This window comes from Rubripirellula amarantea (assembly GCF_007859865.1).
Classification (GTDB): Bacteria; Planctomycetota; Planctomycetia; order Pirellulales; family Pirellulaceae; genus Rubripirellula; species Rubripirellula amarantea.
Map to the genome: position 1 here is coordinate 2686483 of NZ_SJPI01000001.1, position 19104 is coordinate 2705586.

General features: G+C 54.0%; 14 protein-coding genes. 6 read left to right on the forward strand and 8 right to left on the reverse strand.

Features of this window, described 5'->3' with window-relative positions; genetic code table 11:
* Positions 1–63 precede the first annotated feature (63 nt).
* Complete coding sequence (locus Pla22_RS09785) at positions 64–3792, forward strand: secretin N-terminal domain-containing protein (protein ID WP_242631906.1); 3729 nt, start codon at positions 64–66, stop codon at positions 3790–3792.
* 20 nt (positions 3793–3812) lie between these two features.
* Entirely contained in the window at positions 3813–4679 is an 867-nt protein-coding gene (locus Pla22_RS09790; RefSeq protein WP_146514447.1) for a hypothetical protein, read from the forward strand.
* Positions 4680–4696: 17 nt separating this feature from the next.
* Here Pla22_RS09790 and Pla22_RS09795 read toward each other — a convergent pair whose 3' ends face one another.
* The gene (locus tag Pla22_RS09795; protein WP_146514448.1) at positions 4697–6055 is read right to left on the reverse strand and encodes an outer membrane protein assembly factor BamB family protein; all 1359 of its coding nucleotides are present in this window, start codon (positions 6053–6055) and stop codon (positions 4697–4699) included.
* A gap of 2 nt (positions 6056–6057) precedes the next feature.
* On the reverse strand, positions 6058–7404 hold the full coding sequence (locus Pla22_RS09800) for a 3-keto-disaccharide hydrolase (RefSeq protein ID WP_146514449.1): 1347 nt from the start codon (positions 7402–7404) through the stop codon (positions 6058–6060).
* Between the two features lie 316 nt (positions 7405–7720).
* On the opposite strand from Pla22_RS09800, the gene Pla22_RS09805 reads away from it, so the two are divergent.
* On the forward strand, positions 7721–8101 hold the full coding sequence (locus Pla22_RS09805; RefSeq protein ID WP_242631907.1) for an RNA recognition motif domain-containing protein: 381 nt from the start codon (positions 7721–7723) through the stop codon (positions 8099–8101).
* Between the two features lie 364 nt (positions 8102–8465).
* Here the strand turns inward: Pla22_RS09805 and Pla22_RS09810 are convergent, their stop codons facing one another.
* Positions 8466–9815: a PQQ-binding-like beta-propeller repeat protein gene (locus tag Pla22_RS09810; RefSeq protein ID WP_242631908.1), complete on the reverse strand. Its 1350-nt coding sequence runs from the start codon at positions 9813–9815 to the stop codon at positions 8466–8468.
* 193 nt (positions 9816–10008) lie between these two features.
* On the opposite strand from Pla22_RS09810, the gene Pla22_RS09815 reads away from it, so the two are divergent.
* Both Pla22_RS09815 and Pla22_RS09820 read left to right on the forward strand, forming a co-directional pair.
* Positions 10009–10527, forward strand: coding sequence for a SixA phosphatase family protein (locus tag Pla22_RS09815; protein ID WP_146514451.1), 519 nt, complete (start codon positions 10009–10011; stop codon positions 10525–10527).
* Positions 10524–11711, forward strand: a complete 1188-nt coding sequence (locus Pla22_RS09820; protein WP_146514452.1) for a metallophosphoesterase — start codon at positions 10524–10526, stop codon at positions 11709–11711. Before Pla22_RS09815 ends, Pla22_RS09820 begins: the two co-directional genes overlap by 4 nt.
* Positions 11712–11759: 48 nt before the next feature.
* On the opposite strand, the gene Pla22_RS09825 is transcribed toward Pla22_RS09820, so the two are convergent.
* The 4 genes from Pla22_RS09825 to Pla22_RS09840 all read right to left on the reverse strand — a co-directional run bounded on the left by Pla22_RS09825 (position 11760) and on the right by Pla22_RS09840 (position 16869).
* Entirely contained in the window at positions 11760–13394 is a 1635-nt protein-coding gene (locus Pla22_RS09825; protein ID WP_146514453.1) for a serine/threonine-protein kinase, read from the reverse strand.
* Positions 13387–14037, reverse strand: a complete 651-nt coding sequence (locus Pla22_RS09830; RefSeq protein ID WP_146514454.1) for a sigma-70 family RNA polymerase sigma factor — start codon at positions 14035–14037, stop codon at positions 13387–13389. The genes Pla22_RS09825 and Pla22_RS09830 overlap by 8 nt, the downstream gene beginning before the upstream one ends.
* An 82-nt stretch (positions 14038–14119) precedes the next feature.
* On the reverse strand, positions 14120–14857 hold the full coding sequence (locus Pla22_RS09835) for a 3-keto-disaccharide hydrolase (RefSeq protein ID WP_242631909.1): 738 nt from the start codon (positions 14855–14857) through the stop codon (positions 14120–14122).
* Positions 14857–16869, reverse strand: a complete 2013-nt coding sequence (locus Pla22_RS09840) for a prolyl oligopeptidase family serine peptidase (protein ID WP_165440585.1) — start codon at positions 16867–16869, stop codon at positions 14857–14859. Before Pla22_RS09840 ends, Pla22_RS09835 begins: the two co-directional genes overlap by 1 nt.
* Positions 16870–17114: 245 nt before the next feature.
* Here Pla22_RS09840 and Pla22_RS09845 point away from each other — a divergent pair, with 245 nt between their 5' ends.
* A complete protein-coding gene (locus tag Pla22_RS09845) occupies positions 17115–18677 on the forward strand; it encodes a cryptochrome/photolyase family protein (protein WP_146514456.1) in 1563 nt (520 codons plus the stop codon).
* Here Pla22_RS09845 and Pla22_RS09850 read toward each other — a convergent pair.
* Complete coding sequence (locus Pla22_RS09850; RefSeq protein ID WP_146514457.1) at positions 18674–19066, reverse strand: SseB family protein; 393 nt, start codon at positions 19064–19066, stop codon at positions 18674–18676. The two genes, Pla22_RS09845 and Pla22_RS09850, sit on opposite strands and share 4 nt — an antisense overlap.
* Positions 19067–19104: the final 38 nt, after the last annotated feature.

Consider the following 19104-nt stretch of genomic DNA (forward strand, 5'->3'; position numbering starts at 1 on the left):
TGCTACGCCTCGCTCTCTCAAACGAGTTCGAACGCTAGCTTCCAGGCAACGCCAGGTTCACTCATGGTCCATCAACGACACGTCGTATTAGGCATCCTCGTAATTAGCGTGTGGATGATTCCTGACTTGGCATCGGCTCAATCGCCCGCCAGCGCGGCGCAAATTCAAAAGATCCAAGTGCCCCCTCAGGAAGCATCGGAGATCGCTACGCGAATGGGATTGCTCTACCGAGATGTCTCAGGGGTTCAGATCTCGTCTGATTCGCGGAATGGCCAGCTCATCGTGATGGCTCCGCCGTCGCTGCACGCGAAGATCGCCGACGATGTTCGAACCTGGATGCAATCGGATGCTCGCAAGAGAGCGGCTAGCAATCAATCAGACGACTACGTGCACTTGCTTCGCAATATCACAGCGGCGCAGTTCGAAACACAATTTAAGCAAATCACCTCGGCGCCACCGGCGGTCACGCGTTCGCGGTCGGGTGAGCAAGCCGTCTTTCGATTGTCCAGCGGTATGTTGATCGGTTCCACGGTGCAGGTTGACCGACAAGTTGGAACGGTGACCGTGATTGCATCGGTCAGCAAGATGGAAGGCTGGAAAAAGCTGATTGCCATGATGGACGCCAGCGTAAGCAAACCCAATGAAACGACAAGTCTCTTGCGTTTGCACAACGCCGAACCGGCTCCGATTCAACGGGCGATTCGTTTGATCACGGAAATGAACCAGCGTAACCGACGAGCCGAATCGAACGTAAAACGTTCGCCCTTTCAAAACGCGGTGTTTCAACAGGACGCAGCCGGTGGCCAAGCCGAACCGGATAATGGCAATCGAGATGCGGGTCAGCCAGCCGACGGCGAAACACCCGAGGGTGGTGCCGGGCTAATCGGCGACACTCAAATCGAATTTGTGCCTGAATTGGGAACGATCATCATCAAAGGTGCCGAACGTGACGTGCAACGCGTCATGGAAGTCATCAAGCAGATCGAAGCACAAAGCGAGGTTACCAAGCCGGATGTCGAGGTGGTGCAGTTGCAGCACGCTGATTCCAATGCGGTCGCAACATTGCTGAGCCAACTCTATGAAGACGTTTTGGCAGCACGTCAAGGAAGTGTCAGTATCACGTCGCTTGACGAGCCGAATGCACTGCTATTGATCGGACGGACCGAAGCGATCAAGAGTTTGTTGGAACTGATCCAAAAGATTGACCAACCCATTGCTGATGAAAACCGGTTGCGAGTGTTTCGTTTGCAGCACGCATCGGCGCTTGATGCCGAGCAAACCATTCGTGACTTCTTCACCGATCGACCCGGCGAAGGAGACGATATACGACCAGGGTTGGGCACACGCGTTCGAATCTTGGCGGATTACCGCACCAATTCACTGATCATCAGTGCGAGCCCACGCGACTTGTCCGAAGTCGAGAAGCTGATCAACAACTTGGATGTTCAAGAGATTGCATCGCAAAGTCAGATCAAAGTCTTCCAACTCAACAACGCGCTTGCCGAAGACTTGGCACCCGTCATTCAAGACGCGATCAACGGTGAAGGCGAAGGCGATGATACGAATCAAACCGCACCTTCGACCACTTTGTCAATCGTTACTCTTGATCCTAATGGGTCCAATATTCTCGACTCAGGCATCCTGTCTGGGGCTGTTGTGACGGCCGATACAGGGGCGAACGCGATTGTAGTTCGAGCTCCGACGGCAAGCATGGCGTTGATTGGCGAATTGATTCGTCAACTCGACCGGGCACCGGGAATTGATTCCCTCGTCAAGGTGTTCACGATTGAAAATGGTGACGCCTTGCAATTGACCACTGCGTTACAGGATTTGTTCGGCCAGGATGCTTCTACCGCCGGAACCAGCGTTGGTGCTGGGAATCTTGCCGGGTTGCCGTCCTCGACCGCCGGAGCGGATTCATCCTTAGTCCCGCTTCGCTTTAGCACCGATCAGCGAACGAACAGCATTGTTGCGAGCGGTAGTGCCGAGGACCTTGAAGTGGTCGAAAGTATTTTGCTGCGTTTGGATAGCCAAGGGTTTGCTGAGCGAATCACAGAGGTGATTTGGCTTCGGCACCAAGCTGCCGCTGATGTTGCCGCGGCATTGCAAGCCTATGTGCAACAGCGGACTCAGACCGTCAATACGATCCAGCAGTTTCAGCAAGGGCTCGGCCCATTCGATTTGCCAGATCGCGATTTGATCGTGGTTGCCGAACCGGTAACCAACAGCGTACTGCTAAGTGTTGCACCGCGTTTGTACGAAGATGTTCGACGTTTGATCGACCGTCTCGACCGTCGTCCACCGATGGTGATGATCAAGGTCGTGCTCGCGGAAGTCGCCCTAGGTGACACGTTCGAAGTGGGTGGCGAAGTCGGCCTGCAAGATGCATTGGTTTATGACCGCGGCATTGCTGCAGATAGCTTTGGACCCGCACCCAGTGTTCCAGGATTCAATTACAACGGTTCCAGCCCTAGCTTCACAACGACCAACCCTGGCAATGGATACCGCAGCGGTAACGTGGCAGGCCGCGGTGTGAGTAACTTCGGCGTGGGAACAACCAACTCGGCTCTCGGGTACGGTGGTTTGGTGCTTAGTGCCGCTAGCGACTCGGTAAGTTTGCTGTTGCGTACGCTTCAAGAAGCCAATCGCTTGCAGGTGCTAAGCCGTCCGCATGTGATGACAGTCGACAACACCGAGGCCGCCGTGCAAGTCGGTCGCCAAGTCGCACGGATTCGCGATGTGACGCAAAATGTGCAGGGTTCACTCGTTTCGACCGAAGACATCCAAGTCGGTTTGATCCTACGGATTCGACCTCGCGTCGGTGCCGATGGACTTATCGTTATGGATGTTGATGCCGAGCGATCACAGCGAGACCAGAACAACGGAACGCCCATCCCGGCGGGCGACGGAACGGTCGTGATCGTCGATGACATTGTCACGACCAACGCGCAATCCACCGTCGCTGCATTTAGCGGCCAAACGGTTGTCTTCGGTGGACTGATTCAAAAGACGCGGTCCAACTTCAGTCGTCGCGTTCCGATCATCGCTGACATTCCCATCATCGGGAATCTGTTCAAGTACGACCAAGAAACGGAAGACCGAAGCGAATTGTTGATCTTCTTGACACCAATGCTTGTTACCGGTGAAGAAGACCTTGAATACGTCAAGCAGGTCGAATCGAGCCGTATGAGTTGGTGTTTGGCCGACGTCGTTGAAATGCACGGGGACGTTGGACTCAGCGGTGGCTACGGTCTTTGGGGACCAGCGACCGGTGGCACCATCTATCCTGACATGCAACCAACGGTCGACGACATCATCATCCACGATGACTACTCGGTTGACTCTTACTCGGTCGATCCACAAACGATGCAAAGTTACCCGCAGGGCACCTACCCCCAAGGAACATACCCTCAGGGTTCGTATCCCCAGGGAATGCCAAGCATCCCAGGCGGTTCGTACTATCCGGAAGTGGCACCTTCGATCCAGTCGCCTCCTTATCAGGCACCCACGATGGATCTGCCAGCACCTAACGCTCCCGTGGTTCCGGCATTACCGATCGAGCCTTCGGAAGTACGTGTTCCGAGTCAACAATTTTCGCCCCAGGCGAGTAACTCCGTTCAGCAGCCTTCGGCTGTGCTTGATTCGATCAAGTTGTCCGAGCCCAATCTGCAAGTCAGTTGGCAGGACATGATCGGCGCCTCGTCGGACGCGACTTCACTACCCTCGTACGCTCTTCCCGCAACATCGACAGCGACGAAGCCTAGTCGTATGCCAACCAGCACATCCAAGTAATCCTTCGAACGAGTTCAATCATGAAGATTTTCACTCTCCGAATCGCTTGTCTGACCGTGTGCGCGTTCGCCGTCACTCTGGCTGGATGCGCGACATGGTCAAAGAACGACAAGTCGAAGAAGGAAGACTCCGGTAGCTTCTTCAGCAAGATTCCATTCGTAGGGAAAGGCAAAGAAGAGCCTGAGGAATATCCCAAGCCCGTCAAACTAGTTGCGACGTGGACAGCGGACACCTTGATGCAAACCGGACGCACTCCCACGCGAGGCTTCGGCGGACGCGTGTTCTTCTACGACGAAAAGTCGCGTCCAGTGCCCGTCGATGGCACACTGGTAATTCACGGTTTCGATGACACCGCTGATACAGAGCAGCGACGGCTCAAGCGTTTTGAATTCACGCCTGAACAATTCACACGGCACTTCAGCCAAACCGACCTCGGTGCCTCGTACAGTGTATGGGTTCCTTGGGATGCTATTGGTGGCGATCAACGACGTATTTCTTTGGTTGCTTCGTTCAAAACCAAACAAGGCGAGATGGTGCAAGGCATCCCTGCGACCGTTCTATTGCCTGGTAAGAAGCAGTCGGTCGAGCAGGTCGAAATCGCAAATCACTCTCCTCAATACAAACAGTATCGCGAAGCGACCCTCAACGCCGCACCAAGAAGCGGTTTGATGACAACGACCATAGCGAGACGCGAATCGACCCTTAACCGCCAAGATTCACCCGGATTGAACATTCCGACGATGCAGTCTTCGAACAGTCAAATCGCGTCGGGCAATACGAGCGGTAAGACACCGTCGATGGATCTAGAAATTTCTCCGAGACAGAGAATTCCTGGTGCGGCGAGCCCGCAGATTCTTCCCGCCAGTGCCGTCTTGCCTAGCAAGTGATTCGCAGATCGTCCGCGTCACCAAGTCAAGCAAACGACCTTCGTATCGCCCCGCACCAACATCCGGTTGTTATCAACGATCGGTGCTGCCCAGCAGGGATACCCAATCGAAGGACGGTTGCCGGCGGGTTTCGACAGGTCCCACTGAGCGATTTCGGTGAGCTGATCGGGATTCGGATCGATCAGTTGCAGTAGGCCTCGTTCTTCCAGCAGAACGAGCTTGTCACCAACGCGCGTGACGGACGAGCGAATTCGTCGTTCGTCGGCCCATTTCACTTTGCCAGTCGACCACTCGATGCAGCGGAAATCGCTGTCCGGAGCATTTCGTCCACTGCAACCATACGCAAAGCCGTTGATCAAAATCGGAGTCGCCCAGTGGCACCGCATCGCTTGGCGTCGACGATCACGGGGCGGGTCTTGCCAGAGGACCCGTGGGGAATCAACCGTCGCGCGAAGTAGCGTGCTGCCGACTTGGTAACATTCGCTTATTAAGACTTCGTCTCCGCGAACTACCGGCATCATCGCGTTGACGCTTTCCAGCATGTCGGCACGAAATTCGAACCGCCATTGCTGAGTCCCCGAGCGAGGATCGATCAGCAACAGTCCGTTTCTCGCAAAGAGCAACACATAAGTCTGGCCGTTGATCAAGATTGGCCGCGGGTTGCTATAGCTTGCCAGGTCGTCGCCACAACGCCACGCTTCTTTCCCGGTCGCTTTGTCAAACGCTACCAATGCTGATCCCGCAGGTGAAACTCGGTCGAGCTGCATCGGCGGAATGTCGGCGTCTTCAACCGGGCTGCCGCCGACCATTACCATCACGGCATCATCAAGGATCAATGGTGATGTACCGACGCCGAAAAAGTTCTGAACCACTTTGTAATCAGACGCGGTGTCGACGGACCAAATCAGCGTGCCATCGTCAAGATTGCGACACGCCAGGATCCCGGTGACTCCCATCGTATAGACGCGTTTGGCCTCGGTATCGACACTCGGTGTGCTGCGGGGGCCCGCTTCGTAACCGAACATGTCACGGTAAACCGTCGGCATCGTTTGCGACCAGATTTCTTTCCCGTCAACGATGTCAACCATGCGCAGGCGTTCGAGGATTTGACCTGATCGCGCCGAAGTTGATTTAGGATCTTCAACGGAATCAAAGTGAAGGTACTTTCCGTCGACGATCGAGCCGAGTCCGTAACCGTCCCCGACGTCAAGTGACCAAGCAAACTCAGGTTCAGAGTCCTCGGACATCTCAGAGTTCTTCGACGCCTGTCCATCAAACGTCGAGTTCAAAAACCGAGGCCAATCGGCCCAAGCGGTCGCTGGATAGGCGACCGCAAAAAGCAGAATCGTGAAGGCGGTCCCCGTGATGCGGTTCATGCTTAGGGAAGCTCTTTGATCGAGATGTTTCGATACTCGACGGCGTCGTTGTGTCCGGCAAATCCAAAGAATCCACTGGTGCGGTTCTTGCCCGGATGTTCCTTGTTATCAAGATACTCGGTGACCTCAGCCAAATCGGCATCCAAGATCGTGTTGCCATTAAGCTCGACGCTGACTCGTGACCCGTTCACCGTCACCTCTTGGAAATTCCAGACCCCTGGTTCGCGAAGGTAACCTTGTCGAGCAGCGACCATTCCGTAGGCGCTACCATGGGCCTGTCTTGGGTCGAGACCTTCGTAGTTGGGATGCGAAGTGTCCAGTGTTTGAATTTCGCACATGGCTTGGTAAGCCGCGTCGCCACCGAGCGGCGAACGAATGGCAAGACCATTGTTGCCAGCTTCAGGAAGCCGGAATTCAACTCGGGCAACAAAATTCGCATACTCTTTTTGAGTCAGCAGGTTTCCGCCCTCGCCCTTCTTGCAACGGATAGCACCGTCTTTAACTTCATAGCTATCGGTTTCACCTTGCCAGCCGTCTAAGTCTTCACCGTTGAAGATGGAGGTGAACGAATCTTTTTCACGAGCGTCAAGAAATGTGTTGGCTTCCTCCGGTGTAAGTTCATGGACGGCCAAGTTGCTCCAGCGAATTTCGCCACCATGAGTTTGCAGGATGATTGGGCCGGTGGGAGGGAGTGGTGATTCACGATCCCAGTAATTTTCCATGATCGCGTTATCGACCACCAGTTTGCCGTTCAGATACACGGTTGTTCGTGATCCGATCTGGCGAATGAAGAAGCGGTTCTTTTCGCCAAATGGTTTGTCAGCGAGCACGAAGGGGTCTTTGCCGGGGGCACCAGCGGAATTGTTCCAGAGTCCGCCACTGCCAAGATTGCTACCAATTTCGAACTTGGCTGGGTCGGTGTAATCCCAAATTTGAACTTGAGGACATCCTTTCAAGTAGATGCCGCTGTCGGCTCGGGACACCGTTTGGTAGTCCACAATCAATTCATAGTCACCGTAGTTGGCCTCGCTCACCAAGTAGGGACCGGCACCGTCGTTGACCAGTTCATCGTCTTGCACGACCCAGTGCGTCATCGCGTCGGTCATCCACTCACTTTCCTGGTCCGCCCGCGCTTGTTCGTCCATCGCTGCAAGTTCGCTGGGGTCCATGTGTGGCCGAGCGATCCACCCGGATAGCGTTTGTCCATCAAAAATAGGCGTGAACCATTCTGGAACGGGTTCGCCGGTGACAAGGAACGTCGGGGACGGTGACTCGGCGCCGGCTGGCGCGTTGACCCAAGAAGTTACAAAGACCAGAGTCAGGGCTGCGAGACAACAAATTCGATTCATCAAGGACGTCCATAGGCGGGAAGAAGTAAGGCAGGCCAGAGGCTTCCAAATTGTAGTCAATATGAAGGAGATTGACGCTTAGAGAGACTTCATTTGAGGAAGAAACCCGGCTTGTCACGAATCTGAAAGTCGCCTGAAAAGATGTCCCGCTCGCATTCGCGGCATTGACTCCCCCACCTGACTCTGTCACGCTCATTTAAGTATTAGGGCCGTCTCGTCGCGCGCGATCACAGAGGATTGGACCGTTTTCTTTCCCTGTTCCGTGCGAAGTAAGAGACGAGTTGTCTCAAAGATGGTCGATTGTAGGGTTAGAGTTGTGACGAATATTTATGTAGGGAACCTTGCGTTCACCGCCACTGACGATGACATCCGGTCTGCGTTCGAGCAGTTCGGTCAAGTAACGTCAGTTAACATCATCATGGATCGCGAAACCGGGCGCAGCCGCGGATTCGCATTTGTCGAAATGGCAGATGGTGCAGAGGATGCGATCGAGAAGCTGAATGGCACAGACATCTCAGGTCGCAATATTACCGTTAACGAAGCACGTCCACGAGCGCCTCGCGGTGGTGGTGGCGGCGGCGGTGGTGGCCGAGGTGGCTACGGCGGTGGTGGCGGTTACGGCGGCGGCGGTGGTGGCCGCGGCGGTGATCGTGGTGACCGAGGTGGTTACGGTGGTGGTGGCGGCGGACGCTACTAAACCTGACCCTGCGAGTGAGTTTGGCCTCTAGGCTGTTCTCAATCACCTATCGTTCATCAAGGCAAGCAACGCTTCACGTTGCTTGCCTTTTTTGATGCGCTAACCACTACCGAGCACCCGCGAACGATTTACGTGAGTTGTTAATTGCGACCTCGGGTATTCCAAGCGTGGTTGAGTGCGACTGGATCAGTTGCGACGTGGTTAGCTGCGACGTGGTTAGCTGCGGCATGGTTAGCTGCGGCATGGTTAGCTAAGACGGGGTTAGCTGCGGTTGGGCTAACGGCGACTGATTCAACTCATGCAACGGACCATGTCATTGCCCGTCGCATTTTGATTTACTTCGCGTTTTGCTCTGCTTCGCGTCTTACTTCGCGATGCTGACCGCAACGATCTCTTCGTCATTTCGCATGAACGCGGTCTTGTTGGCGTAGGCCGGGTGGCACCAGACAACTTTACGACCAAAGCATTCACCGGTCGGTTCGATCGCGTGAAAACGTCCCAGGTCTTCAAAGCCTTCTTTAGTGAGCTTGGCCATAATCAGGTCACCCATCTCGCTCATTAGTAAATACCGATCGGTGTTGCCCAGGCGAGTCAAAAACGCGGTGCCATGGCGAATGAATCGTTTCTCGCCTGGTTTGGTTGCTTCGAACGTGCTCCACAATATCGTTCCGTCGGTACCGTCCACCGCGACAAGGTTTCCGTTGTTGCAATCCGTTCCATAAATCACACCATCAACAAATATAGGCGTCGAGTTCGCACTATGAACCGCATCCTTGCTTTCACCACGCCATAGTTCTTTGGCGGATTCAGAATCATCCGCAACCTCGATCATGAGCGATTCGGTTCGGATCCCACTGGCATACACTCGATTACCTTCGACCATAGGACGCGCGATCGACATCTCGTACTCGGGCGTGATCGGTACTGACCAATGCACGCTCCCGTCACTAGGTTTAAGGCTATGAACGCCTTCGGGATTGAAGACGATCAACTGGCGTTTCCCGCCGAGTTCTACCAAGGATGGTGGGCAATAGCCTGCCTTTCCATCAAGGGCCTTCCACCGCACTTCGCCGCTTTGCTTATCGAATGCAACGATCGATTGCCCTTCGCCACCGACCATGATGTAAACCAAATCACCTTCAACGAGCGGGTGCGAAGCGAAGCCCCAGATTGGAACTTCGGCTGAAAAGTCAGTCTTCAGATTTCGCTTCCAAATGAGATTTCCATCCGCCACATTCAGGCACCGGAAGTCACCTTCGCTGCCAAGTGTGTAAACTCGATCGCCATCAACCGTTGGCGTGCAGCGAGGACCCGCAGGATACGAAATGTTGTAGGGGCAGTCATATTCGTGCTTCCACAATTCCTTGCCGGTCTTCTCGTCCAACGTAATGAGTCGTTCCTTGCCATAGACGTTGGCGCGCTCGCCTGGGTTGTTGAACGATTCGCCTTTCTCTTTCAAGTAATCAAAAACGAAGACGCGACCATCGGCGACTGCCGGACCGGCGTACCCGCCCGCGATCGGAGTCCGCCATTTCACTTCCAGTCCGGATTCCGGGATCTCGGTTAACAATCCTTCGTCGCTAATCACACCGTCACGCGACGCTCCCATCCAACCCGGCCAGTCATCGGCGCTGACATCAGCTACGTCGATCATCAAACAGGCGATCATCAAATAGGCGATCATCGAATGGACGATCCATGCAAGGGAGAGCATTTTGGTGTTTGAGGCAACGCGTGATCGCCGAAAAGAAAGAATCGGAAACATTGAATACTCGGAAAAGTTGAGAAGCGAGGGGTGTCTGACCCGTTGCCAGACCTGGAAGGCTCGACCTGGCAGTATAGAATCTGTTAAGCACTTTGAGTGCCCCTTACATGTTCGTCGATATCCTCTGTCCGCCGCTTGAGCCATGTCCACACGTCAAATATTGCTGATGAGGCATGCGAAGAGCGATTGGGGCGACCGTTCGCTTTCGGACCACGAGCGGCCTTTGAACTTGCGAGGGTTGCACGACGCCCCGCGAATGGCGCACTGGCTTGCCACGAACGATTTGATTCCCGACTTGATTTTGTGTTCCACGGCCGTTCGTGCCCGCGAAACGGTGGACTTAATGATGAAGTGTTGGTCGGGCTCTACGAAGTTGGTGCATTTAAGCGATTTGTATCTGGCTGTTCCTGAAACGATCATTGAAATCATTGCCCAGAACGGTGATGGGGCGTGCCGGGTCATGGTGATGGCTCACAATCCGGGGATTTCGGCTGCCGTCGGCGCGATGACTCAGCATTTTCATCAAATGCCCACTGCTGCCGTTGCGGTGATCGACGTGCAATGCGAAGCCTGGCGTGATTTGAAGGCCGATGGAAAATCGGTGCTAATGCTCGAGATGCGACCGAAAGCTCTTCCCGCTGACGACGACGAGTCCCGATGAGCGAAAACGCATGGAGGATATTTTGGGTAGGGACATTGATCGGGCATTTTGGATTGATGCTGTCAGCCTACAACCGGATCAACGGGTTCGGGATCGCTCGACGTACGATTAAACGGATCGTCAAAGTGATGTTCCTATTTACGATTGCCCTGCCCCCTTGGGTCCTTTGGCGTTATGGCGGTGCATGCCAAGAACTTTGGTTCTCAGGAACGACGATGACTAGCCTGACCGAAGGGCTCGCTAAGTTTCCGGTTCTGTTGCAGGTCTATTTCTCTTTCTGTTTGCTGGCCTGGCCATTGCTGGGCATTCCTTGGTTGGTCTATCGACCGATCTTTGGACTCGAGTGGATCAAGGCTGATCGCGAAGTAGAAATCGTTAAAGTTCAGGAAGTCGTGACATCCAAATTGGCCCTGACTCGTCGTTGCCAGTTGGAATCAAAGCTTCCGCTGAATCAGTTGTTTGAACTTTCGATTGAGATTGTTGAGTTGCCTGTCGTCAACTTGCCAGCCGGATTGGACGGCTACAAAGTAGCGCACCTCTCGGATATTCATCTCACCGGTGACATTCACCCCGACTTTGCTCGGTACGCCGTAACTCGTGCGAGTCAGTTTGCGCCGGACTTGATGGCGATCTCGGGTGACATCATCGACAAACAGCCCTGCATCGATTGGTTGGTCGATATTTTTGGGGACGCCAAGGCTCCCGATGGTTGCTTTTATGTGTTGGGCAATCATGACACGCGGATCGTCGATTCTTGGCAGACGCGTGATGCGATGGATCGTGCCGGATGGACGGACTTAGGCAGTCGTGGGTTACGGACTCGACTGCGTGATGTCGACACGTTGATGATCGGGAACGAACATCCGTGGTTCGAACGTCCAACGATCGACCAAGACGGCGATGAGGAGTTTCGGTTCTTGATTAGCCACAGCCCCGATCAATTGTTTTGGGCTCGCAAGCACAACGTCAATTTGATGTTGGCCGGACATACTCACGGAGGCCAGGGGCGATTGCCTTTGGCGGGACCGCTGCTGAGCCCCAGTTGGTACGGCAGTCGGTTTGCGTCAGGTGACTTTTACAAAGCACCAACAACACTGCACGTGACGCGAGGGCTCGCGGGCACGCACTTGCTGCGAATTAATTGCCGACCAGAGTTATCGCTGCTCGTATTAAGGCAAGCGTAAAGCGAGTTGCTTGAGCTATCGACAGTGGTACCGGTCGCGTCTGTTTTCCTAGCGGGCTCGTTTGGATTGGCGAGCGTATTTGTAGCCAGGTTGAAAAAAGCAAATCGCTGCCACCATTCCGAAAATCAAGTGAGCGAATTGAGGCCAGATCGCCATCGCAAACGATGCAGCAAGCAGAGCGGTGGCTTGAATGTAAAAGGCACCGGTTAACATTCCAGCTTTCACGATGAACACCGTCGCGCTGATCACACCCAGCATGGGCGAAAGGCTAAGCACCTTCATGCCCAGCCACCACTCGAGAGGAAACAGCAACGCGATCGCGATCAGGCTGGCCCCCCAAACGTGCGCAATTTGCCGCTCGATGAATGTGACCGGACCCATTCGCTGCCGCAGTTTCCAAAACACCGCAGCCCATGCTCCCAACCCCAGTGTCCAAACGGCTGCGTAGATCCAACGCTGAGTCACACCGGAATATTCCATTTGCCACGTCAGTAGCGAGGCTACCAAAACCACTAACGAATGCCACATCCAAAGCAGTCCCCAGTTTTCCAGAACCGAGGCGTGGTGGGTTTCGCGAAACAAACGCGCGATCACTTGGTTGAATTGGCCGCTTCGTGCCGAAACTTTTTCATCGGCCAAGTACGCTTCTAAGTCTTTCGCTAAGGCTTCGGCGGAATCGTAACGCAAGTCCATCGGCTTTTGCAAACAACGAATCACGATCATTTCTAAGTCGCGATCGAGGCTTGGGCGAAGGGCGCGAGGCGGAGTAGGATCTTGCTCGATCACAAGCATCACCACTTCCATAGGTGAATCAGCAACGAACGGTGATCGTCCGGTAAGAGCGAAGTAAAGGACGCAACCGAGCGAGTACACATCCGATAGCGGGCCCACCAGCGCACGACGGCCACCAGCTTGTTCCGGCGACATGTAAGCCGGTGTCCCCAGCAACATCCCGCTGCGAGTAAGGTTGTCTTCGCTGCTAGCTTGTTTGGCCAGACCAAAGTCCGTAATCAAAGGAGTCCCGTCGGACGAGATCATGATGTTGCTTGGTTTTAAATCGCGATGAAGAATCCCTTCGCGATGAGCGAACGCCATTGCACGAGCGATGGCGGCAACAATTTCCGCTGCTCGGCGAGGTGGCAGGGGGCCCATGGAAACTGCGTTGGAAAGCGTTTGTCCTTCAACCAGTTGCATGCTGAAAAACGGGCGGCCATCGACATCGCCAACATCGTAGACCGGCACGATGTTGGGATGCTTCAACTTAGCGGTTGCGGATGCCTCAGCTAAGAAACGCTCGAGATCGGTTTCGCTTGCCAAGCGGCCACGCAAGATCATCTTCACTGCGACTTCGCGATTAAGGCTGATCTGGCGCGCTCGAAACACGACGCCCATCCCACCGCGACCCAGTTCCTGCGTCAATTCATAGTCACCAACCGTGGTTGGCAATTTTAGACTTCGCCATCGAGGAGAGAGGTGCGATGGATCCGCCAGCCCTTCATCCGCAGCCGCACCGGCCGTATCGGTCACCAGGACGGCGCCAAGCAATCGCCTAAGTTCGTCAGCAATGTCGGGGTTTTCGCGACACAGCAACTCGATGTCAATCAATTCGCCGCGACAAATCGCATCGGTGGCGTCCGACAGGACACTTGCAAGTCGTTGTTCGGTCAACGACTCATCAGTCATCGGAAGATTCGACTTCCTGCTCTTCAAGCAATTCTCGAAGCCGGCGAACCGCACGCAAATATCGCATGCTTGCTGCGGGCGGATTCAAGTCAAGAACCTGCGCGATTTCGATGTTCGTTAAGTGTTCGTAGTGTCGCATCAAGATGATCTCACGATCTTGGTCAGGCAGCATCTCAATGACGGCTTCGACCTTGCTTGCGATTTCCCGCTGCGTGGCGGCCGCAGCGGGCGTCAACGCAGGATCGCAAAGCTGAACGGCAAGTTCCATGGTGGATTGATCGTTGCCGGTGGGGACTGACATCGGTTGTTCGCGGTCCATGCTTCGTTTGGCACTCACACGATGTCTTCGATACGTATCGATGATTCGGTCCCAAGCGATTTGACGCAACCAAAGATGAAACGCCATCGCCGGATCGTCGAGATACTTCGTAAGCCGGTTGTTGGCCTCAAGCATGACATCCTGAACGACGTCCGAGACGTCAACGCGGCGTTGAACCTTGCGGTCAAGCCGCATTTCAACCAATCGTCGGATTGGTCCACGGTGGCGTTCAAGCAGCTTATTAACCGCGTCCTCGTCCCCCGACCGCGCAGCCGCCAGCAGCGTTTCCGTTTTATCGTCACTGGGCCATATCGACTTTGCCATGGGTTGCTCCTGTGAGCATTCTAGTGCAGCGTAAAGCCAGTGGACTTTACCGACCGTTGGACTTCACTGGATTGCGAATTCGCTACTGAATTGGCCGCAGCGAAATATCTTTGAATCGTACAGTCATTGCTGGACCACGATGGAGTTGCAACGCGATTACACCGCTTTTGGCGGCAGTATCCGTCTGTCCGTCGATTACCTCGGCGGTCAACGTTTCGTTGATGTAGTGTTGCAGGTGATTCGCCTTGGCGACAATTCGAAAGTCATTCCATTGCCCCGGGTGGATGCCGTTTCCGAGAGCCTGAGCGTCCCCCATTCGTTTGGTCAGCTTTTCGCCGTCGTCGTCAATCGTCACTCTTTCGCCCCGCTTGGCTAGGATTCCGCGGCGCCCTTCCTCGTACAAAATTCCGGCGAATGTGTTTGCGAAGTCTATATCCGCCTGATAACCCTGAACCACAAATTTGTCTTCATCGACCAGAGTGCTTCGGTACTGAACGCCCGAATTGCCCGATTCGATTTTGAATCGTAGCGTCAATTCGAAGTTTCCGAATTCCTTGCCGCTGTAAACCAAAAACGTGTTCTTCTCAATTGGATCGCTGTCATTGGTGCGTCCCACGATCTGGCCGTCCTCGACGGTCCATAGTTTTTCGTTGCCAACCCATCCATCAAGCGAATCGCCGTCAAACAGAACAACCGTTTCACCAACGCTATCGATGTCATCGGCCAAGGTGGGGACAGCGGGCAACCAAGCAAGCGAAACCATCGCGAGTAGTCGTAGGTTCATAAGCAAGCGTGTTCGATGGTTTAGTAAGTGAATCATTAGTTTTCCTCAGATGAAATGTTCCAGGTTTCGTCAAAAAGTCCTTCGGCCAGAATGTCGCCCGCAAAAATTCCGTTCTCGGTGCTGTCGGCGTCGAAAATGGCCCAATCGCCAAGCATTGCGATTTGTCTTGAATTACTAACGTTCGAAAAATCGCGAAACGTCATGCCGGAGTTCGCAACCACGTAGCGCTCAGGGTTTTCTGGATTGGGGTAACAGAATGCTGCCACACTCGTGGTCGGATCAAAACTTTGATTGCCAACGGAAAGCTTGTCTTTGGTCCAATGGATCGGCAGCTCAGATGCAACTTTCGCAAGGTATTGATTGCTGGTGAAATCACCAAAGCAAATGAGATTACAGCTTCGAATCTGTTCCTGCGTGACGTCCGTATCTTTGACCCAATGAATGTCACCTCGCATCAAAGTTTTCCAACGTTGCCCAGCGTACTTCATTTCGCGGTCTATGAAGCGTTGAGCGGTTCCGTGCGAGGCCGGTCGGCTGGGGATCACGAATAGGAAACGGCTGCAGAAGGCGTCGTCGATGGGCCCTTGCATCCCAGGTCGTTTGCGAAGCGGACCCGTGGCTAGTGGTCCCGCTTTCCATTGGCCGTCGTCAGCCAATGACAGATCGAGCGACTGCTTATCCGAGATCAGCCAAGGATCGAGGGTTTGCCCATCGATGGTCACATTCAGATTGTCGGACTGGGAAATTTTCATCGGGGCGACCAGCAGTTGTATCGCTGTCACGCCGTCGGTTTGAAGACGAACGTCACCTCTTGCGTTGACGGAACCGATGACGGTCCCCGGTTCATAGTGCTGTTTTAATCCTTCAACCGATACCCAACCCGCGTCGTTGTATCGCAAGTGATGGGTGACGAAATGAATGTCTCGCGCCGGTTCAGCCTCGTTTGCGTAGGTTTGAAGAAGGTCATTGATCTTCTTCTTCGACGGCTCGTCAATCTTGTGGGCCATCCCTTCGCCAATAATGTGTTCGAACTTGATGGACTGTTGGGACAACGATTGCGTCACTCGTTCTGCGGCTTGTCGCTGCTTATCGACTTCACCACTGTAAGCAACCACGTGGGTGTTTTGCAGATTCGATGCCCAAGGCAGCACGTCGTAGATTCGCAGAAGCTTCTTGCCAACTTCCGAAATCGGATAAGGAGTCTTTTGACCCCAGTTTTGATAGACGATCGTGTCAACGAAACCAGCACCAGGGTTCACCGCAAACCAACGCGTCGGGTCATGAGCTGCGATATGCCAAACTCCGGCGCCTCCCATGGAAAAGCCACGAAGCGCAACTCGATCATCGTCTACCGAGGCGAGCTGACGCAGGGCATCCAGCGATTCGTAAACATCGGTTTCACCGGCAAACTTAAATGCATTGCAGTGGCGACCGAAGGGATGCAACACGATGGTGTCTTCAGGTGCGTACTCGCCGATCTTGTTGCTGCGTTCATCTAGAAAAGCGATCTCTGTTTTATTGTCGCCTCGTCCATGCAGCCACACGTCGACTCGGTACGTTTTTGCCAAATCGAAATTGGCGGGGATCACAAGTCCGAAGGGCTGAACCGAATGGTCGATCTGCGACCGAAAGCCGCCAACGACTAACTGAGGCTTATCGAGCGGTTTCGATTCAAGTCCCAACCAAGTGAGCTTGTTTTTGGCGCGGGATATTGTCTTGATCCGACGTTCGGCTTCATCAAGCAATGAATTCGCCCGGGCGACATCTTTTTCATGGAAAAAGCCATTCTGTTTGATTGCTAAATCCACGGCGCGGACGAGTGCGTCCACGTGAGGTTGCCATTGATTGACGTCCACGTCGGTCTTGCGACCTGCTCGTTGATAGGAGTTGCGGATGGCAGTAATGCGAGCCTCGAGATCTCGTTTGTCGCTGGCATCAATCTCGATACCTGCCGGTGGCAGCGATTTGTAGGTCTCTGCATCCACCGGGAAGGCAGTAGCAACGATCAGGCAAAATGAAAGGAACAGTCGTGTTCGAAGTGGGGGCACCTTGGCAATCTCCTAGGGTGTTTGGGGTGGGCTGACGTCGCTAACCAGTCGCAATCACTAAGTCGCAATGGTCCGAGCCGCGATTGATCGGGCATGACGGGTAAGGTAGGAGTGGTCACTGCAGAAGCGGGCCGTGTTGATCGGTAATCAGTGATCAGTAATCAGTGATCGGGGCTGCGTCTCGGTGACTTGGTAGGTCAGTCACAAAACAGCATAACTTGGCGAGGCAGGTGGAAGGATAGTCGATGACGAGAATACGCAATTTGATCGTTGTTTTGGGGGACCAGCTCAATCACGATTCGTCGGCATTCGATGATTTCGATGCATCGTGCGACCGAGTTTGGATGGCGGAGAATCAAGAAGAGGCAACTCACGTTTGGTGCCACAAGTTTCGGTTGGTGGCTTTCTTCGCTCCGATGCGTCACTTCCGAGACGAACTGAAAGAGTCTGGCAAGGAAGTCATTTACCACGAGCTTCCCAAAGATGGCCGCAAAGCAAGGACCAGCAGTTTTGCCAGTTTGCTACGGGAAACGCTTGAATCACACCCGATCGAACGCGTCGTAATGGTCCAGCCGGGTGATTACCGCGTCGAAGAATCTATTCGGTCAGTTGTCGACGAGCAGAAGGTGAAATTCGACAAACGCGATGATCGTTCGTTCTTTTGTTCCATTGAGCAGTTTGCGGATTGGGCCGACGGGCGAAAGTCGATGGTGTTGGAGCAGTTCTATCGCACGATGCGTAAGGAACATGATGTGCTCGTCGACGCCGATGGCAAACCCGAGGGTGGTGATTGGAATTACGATTCGGAAAATCGTGGCAAGTTTGGCAAAGGTGGTCCGAAAGATGTTCCATCGTTGCCTTCATTTCGACGAGACAAGATTACCGAAGAGGTGATCGAAATGGTGAACTCGCGATTCGCCGATCACCCAGGCAAGTGTGATGGCTTTGATTTACCGGTCAACCGCGATCAGGCATTGGCCTATCTCGACGATTTCGTCTCGCATCGTTTGTCGGAGTTTGGGACGTACCAAGACGCGATGTGGTCCGAGCAGAAGTTCCTCTACCATTCGCGTCTGTCCAATGCGATCAACCTTCACTTGCTGAGTCCTCGCGAAGTCGTTGATGCGGCAATCGTCGCGTACAAAGAAGATCAGGCACCCTTGAATTCGGTCGAAGGTTTCATCCGGCAGATTCTGGGCTGGCGAGAGTACGTACGAGGAATGTATTGGACTCGCATGCCTGAATACGGCGAGAAGAACGCCTTGCAGTGCGATGAATCACAGGACGTGCCATCATTCTTCTGGGATGGTGAAACCAAAATGGCTTGCGTTGCCGATTCGATGCGGTTGTTAATTGAGACCGCTTACGCGCACCATATCCAACGTTTGATGGTGTTGGGATTGTTCGCGCAACTCTACGGCGTGCATCCGAGCAAGTTCAACGATTGGCACATGGCCATGTATGCCGACGCCATTGACTGGGTTTCGCTGCCCAACGCGCTGGGAATGAGCCAGCATGGTGACGGTGGGGTGATGGCGACGAAACCGTATTGCGCGTCGGGGAACTACATCAATCGAATGAGCAATTACTGCAAGTCGTGCCCGTATAAACCGGGGGAAGCGACGGGCGAGGACGCTTGCCCGTTCACGACTTTGTACTGGGACTTTCTCGATCGACACTACGATCGTTTTAAGAAGAACAATCGCATGGCAATGCAGCTCAAGCATGTTGAGCGGAAAGATAAAAAAGAGCTTCACCAAATTCGCGTTCGTGCAAAACAGATTCGCGAAGGTGCAATCGAGATCTAACCCTGGGCTGCAACGATCAAGGCGGCCAGTTCCGGTTCGATCATCTCTGATGATTCAAATTCTGGGTCGATCAGCATGCCGAACCCTTCCGGCAAGTATTCCAGCAGAGCTTCGCCTTCAACGACAAGCCCTTCGACTTCTTCGGTGTCTTCGAACAGGTCTTCTTGCTCGTTGACAAACTGACCAGCAAGTTCTTCGCTGGTGAAGATCACGAGTGCCTCGTGGCCGTCGATTTCGGCGGTCAGTGCTCCGCCGCCATCATCATCTTCGTCCTCATTTCCGTCGGACATGCTGATCAGAACGAATTCAGCCTTCGCCATCAGTTCACGGATCTTGGCGGGGTCTTTCTCGGCAATCGCATTTAGGAACGCGTTGGTATCGTCGGACATCAGTTCGGGTCTCTGTGGAAGTTTCAAAGAGTTGGTGA

Bases quoted from the DNA above. Each gene is read 5' to 3' on its own strand.
- Pla22_RS09785 (WP_242631906.1), top strand. From the start codon at position 64: ATGGTCCATCAACGACACGTCGTATTAGGCATCCTCGTAATTAGCGTG.
- Pla22_RS09790 (WP_146514447.1), top strand. From the start codon at position 3,813: ATGAAGATTTTCACTCTCCGAATCGCTTGTCTGACCGTGTGCGCGTTC.
- Pla22_RS09795 (WP_146514448.1), bottom strand. From the start codon at position 6,055: ATGAACCGCATCACGGGGACCGCCTTCACGATTCTGCTTTTTGCGGTC.
- Pla22_RS09800 (WP_146514449.1), bottom strand. From the start codon at position 7,404: ATGAATCGAATTTGTTGTCTCGCAGCCCTGACTCTGGTCTTTGTAACT.
- Pla22_RS09810 (WP_242631908.1), bottom strand. From the start codon at position 9,815: ATGCTCTCCCTTGCATGGATCGTCCATTCGATGATCGCCTATTTGATG.
- Pla22_RS09815 (WP_146514451.1), top strand. From the start codon at position 10,009: ATGTCCACACGTCAAATATTGCTGATGAGGCATGCGAAGAGCGATTGG.
- Pla22_RS09820 (WP_146514452.1), top strand. From the start codon at position 10,524: ATGAGCGAAAACGCATGGAGGATATTTTGGGTAGGGACATTGATCGGG.
- Pla22_RS09825 (WP_146514453.1), bottom strand. From the start codon at position 13,394: ATGACTGATGAGTCGTTGACCGAACAACGACTTGCAAGTGTCCTGTCG.
- Pla22_RS09830 (WP_146514454.1), bottom strand. From the start codon at position 14,037: ATGGCAAAGTCGATATGGCCCAGTGACGATAAAACGGAAACGCTGCTG.
- Pla22_RS09835 (WP_242631909.1), bottom strand. From the start codon at position 14,857: ATGATTCACTTACTAAACCATCGAACACGCTTGCTTATGAACCTACGA.
- Pla22_RS09845 (WP_146514456.1), top strand. From the start codon at position 17,115: ATGACGAGAATACGCAATTTGATCGTTGTTTTGGGGGACCAGCTCAAT.
- Pla22_RS09850 (WP_146514457.1), bottom strand. From the start codon at position 19,066: ATGTCCGACGATACCAACGCGTTCCTAAATGCGATTGCCGAGAAAGAC.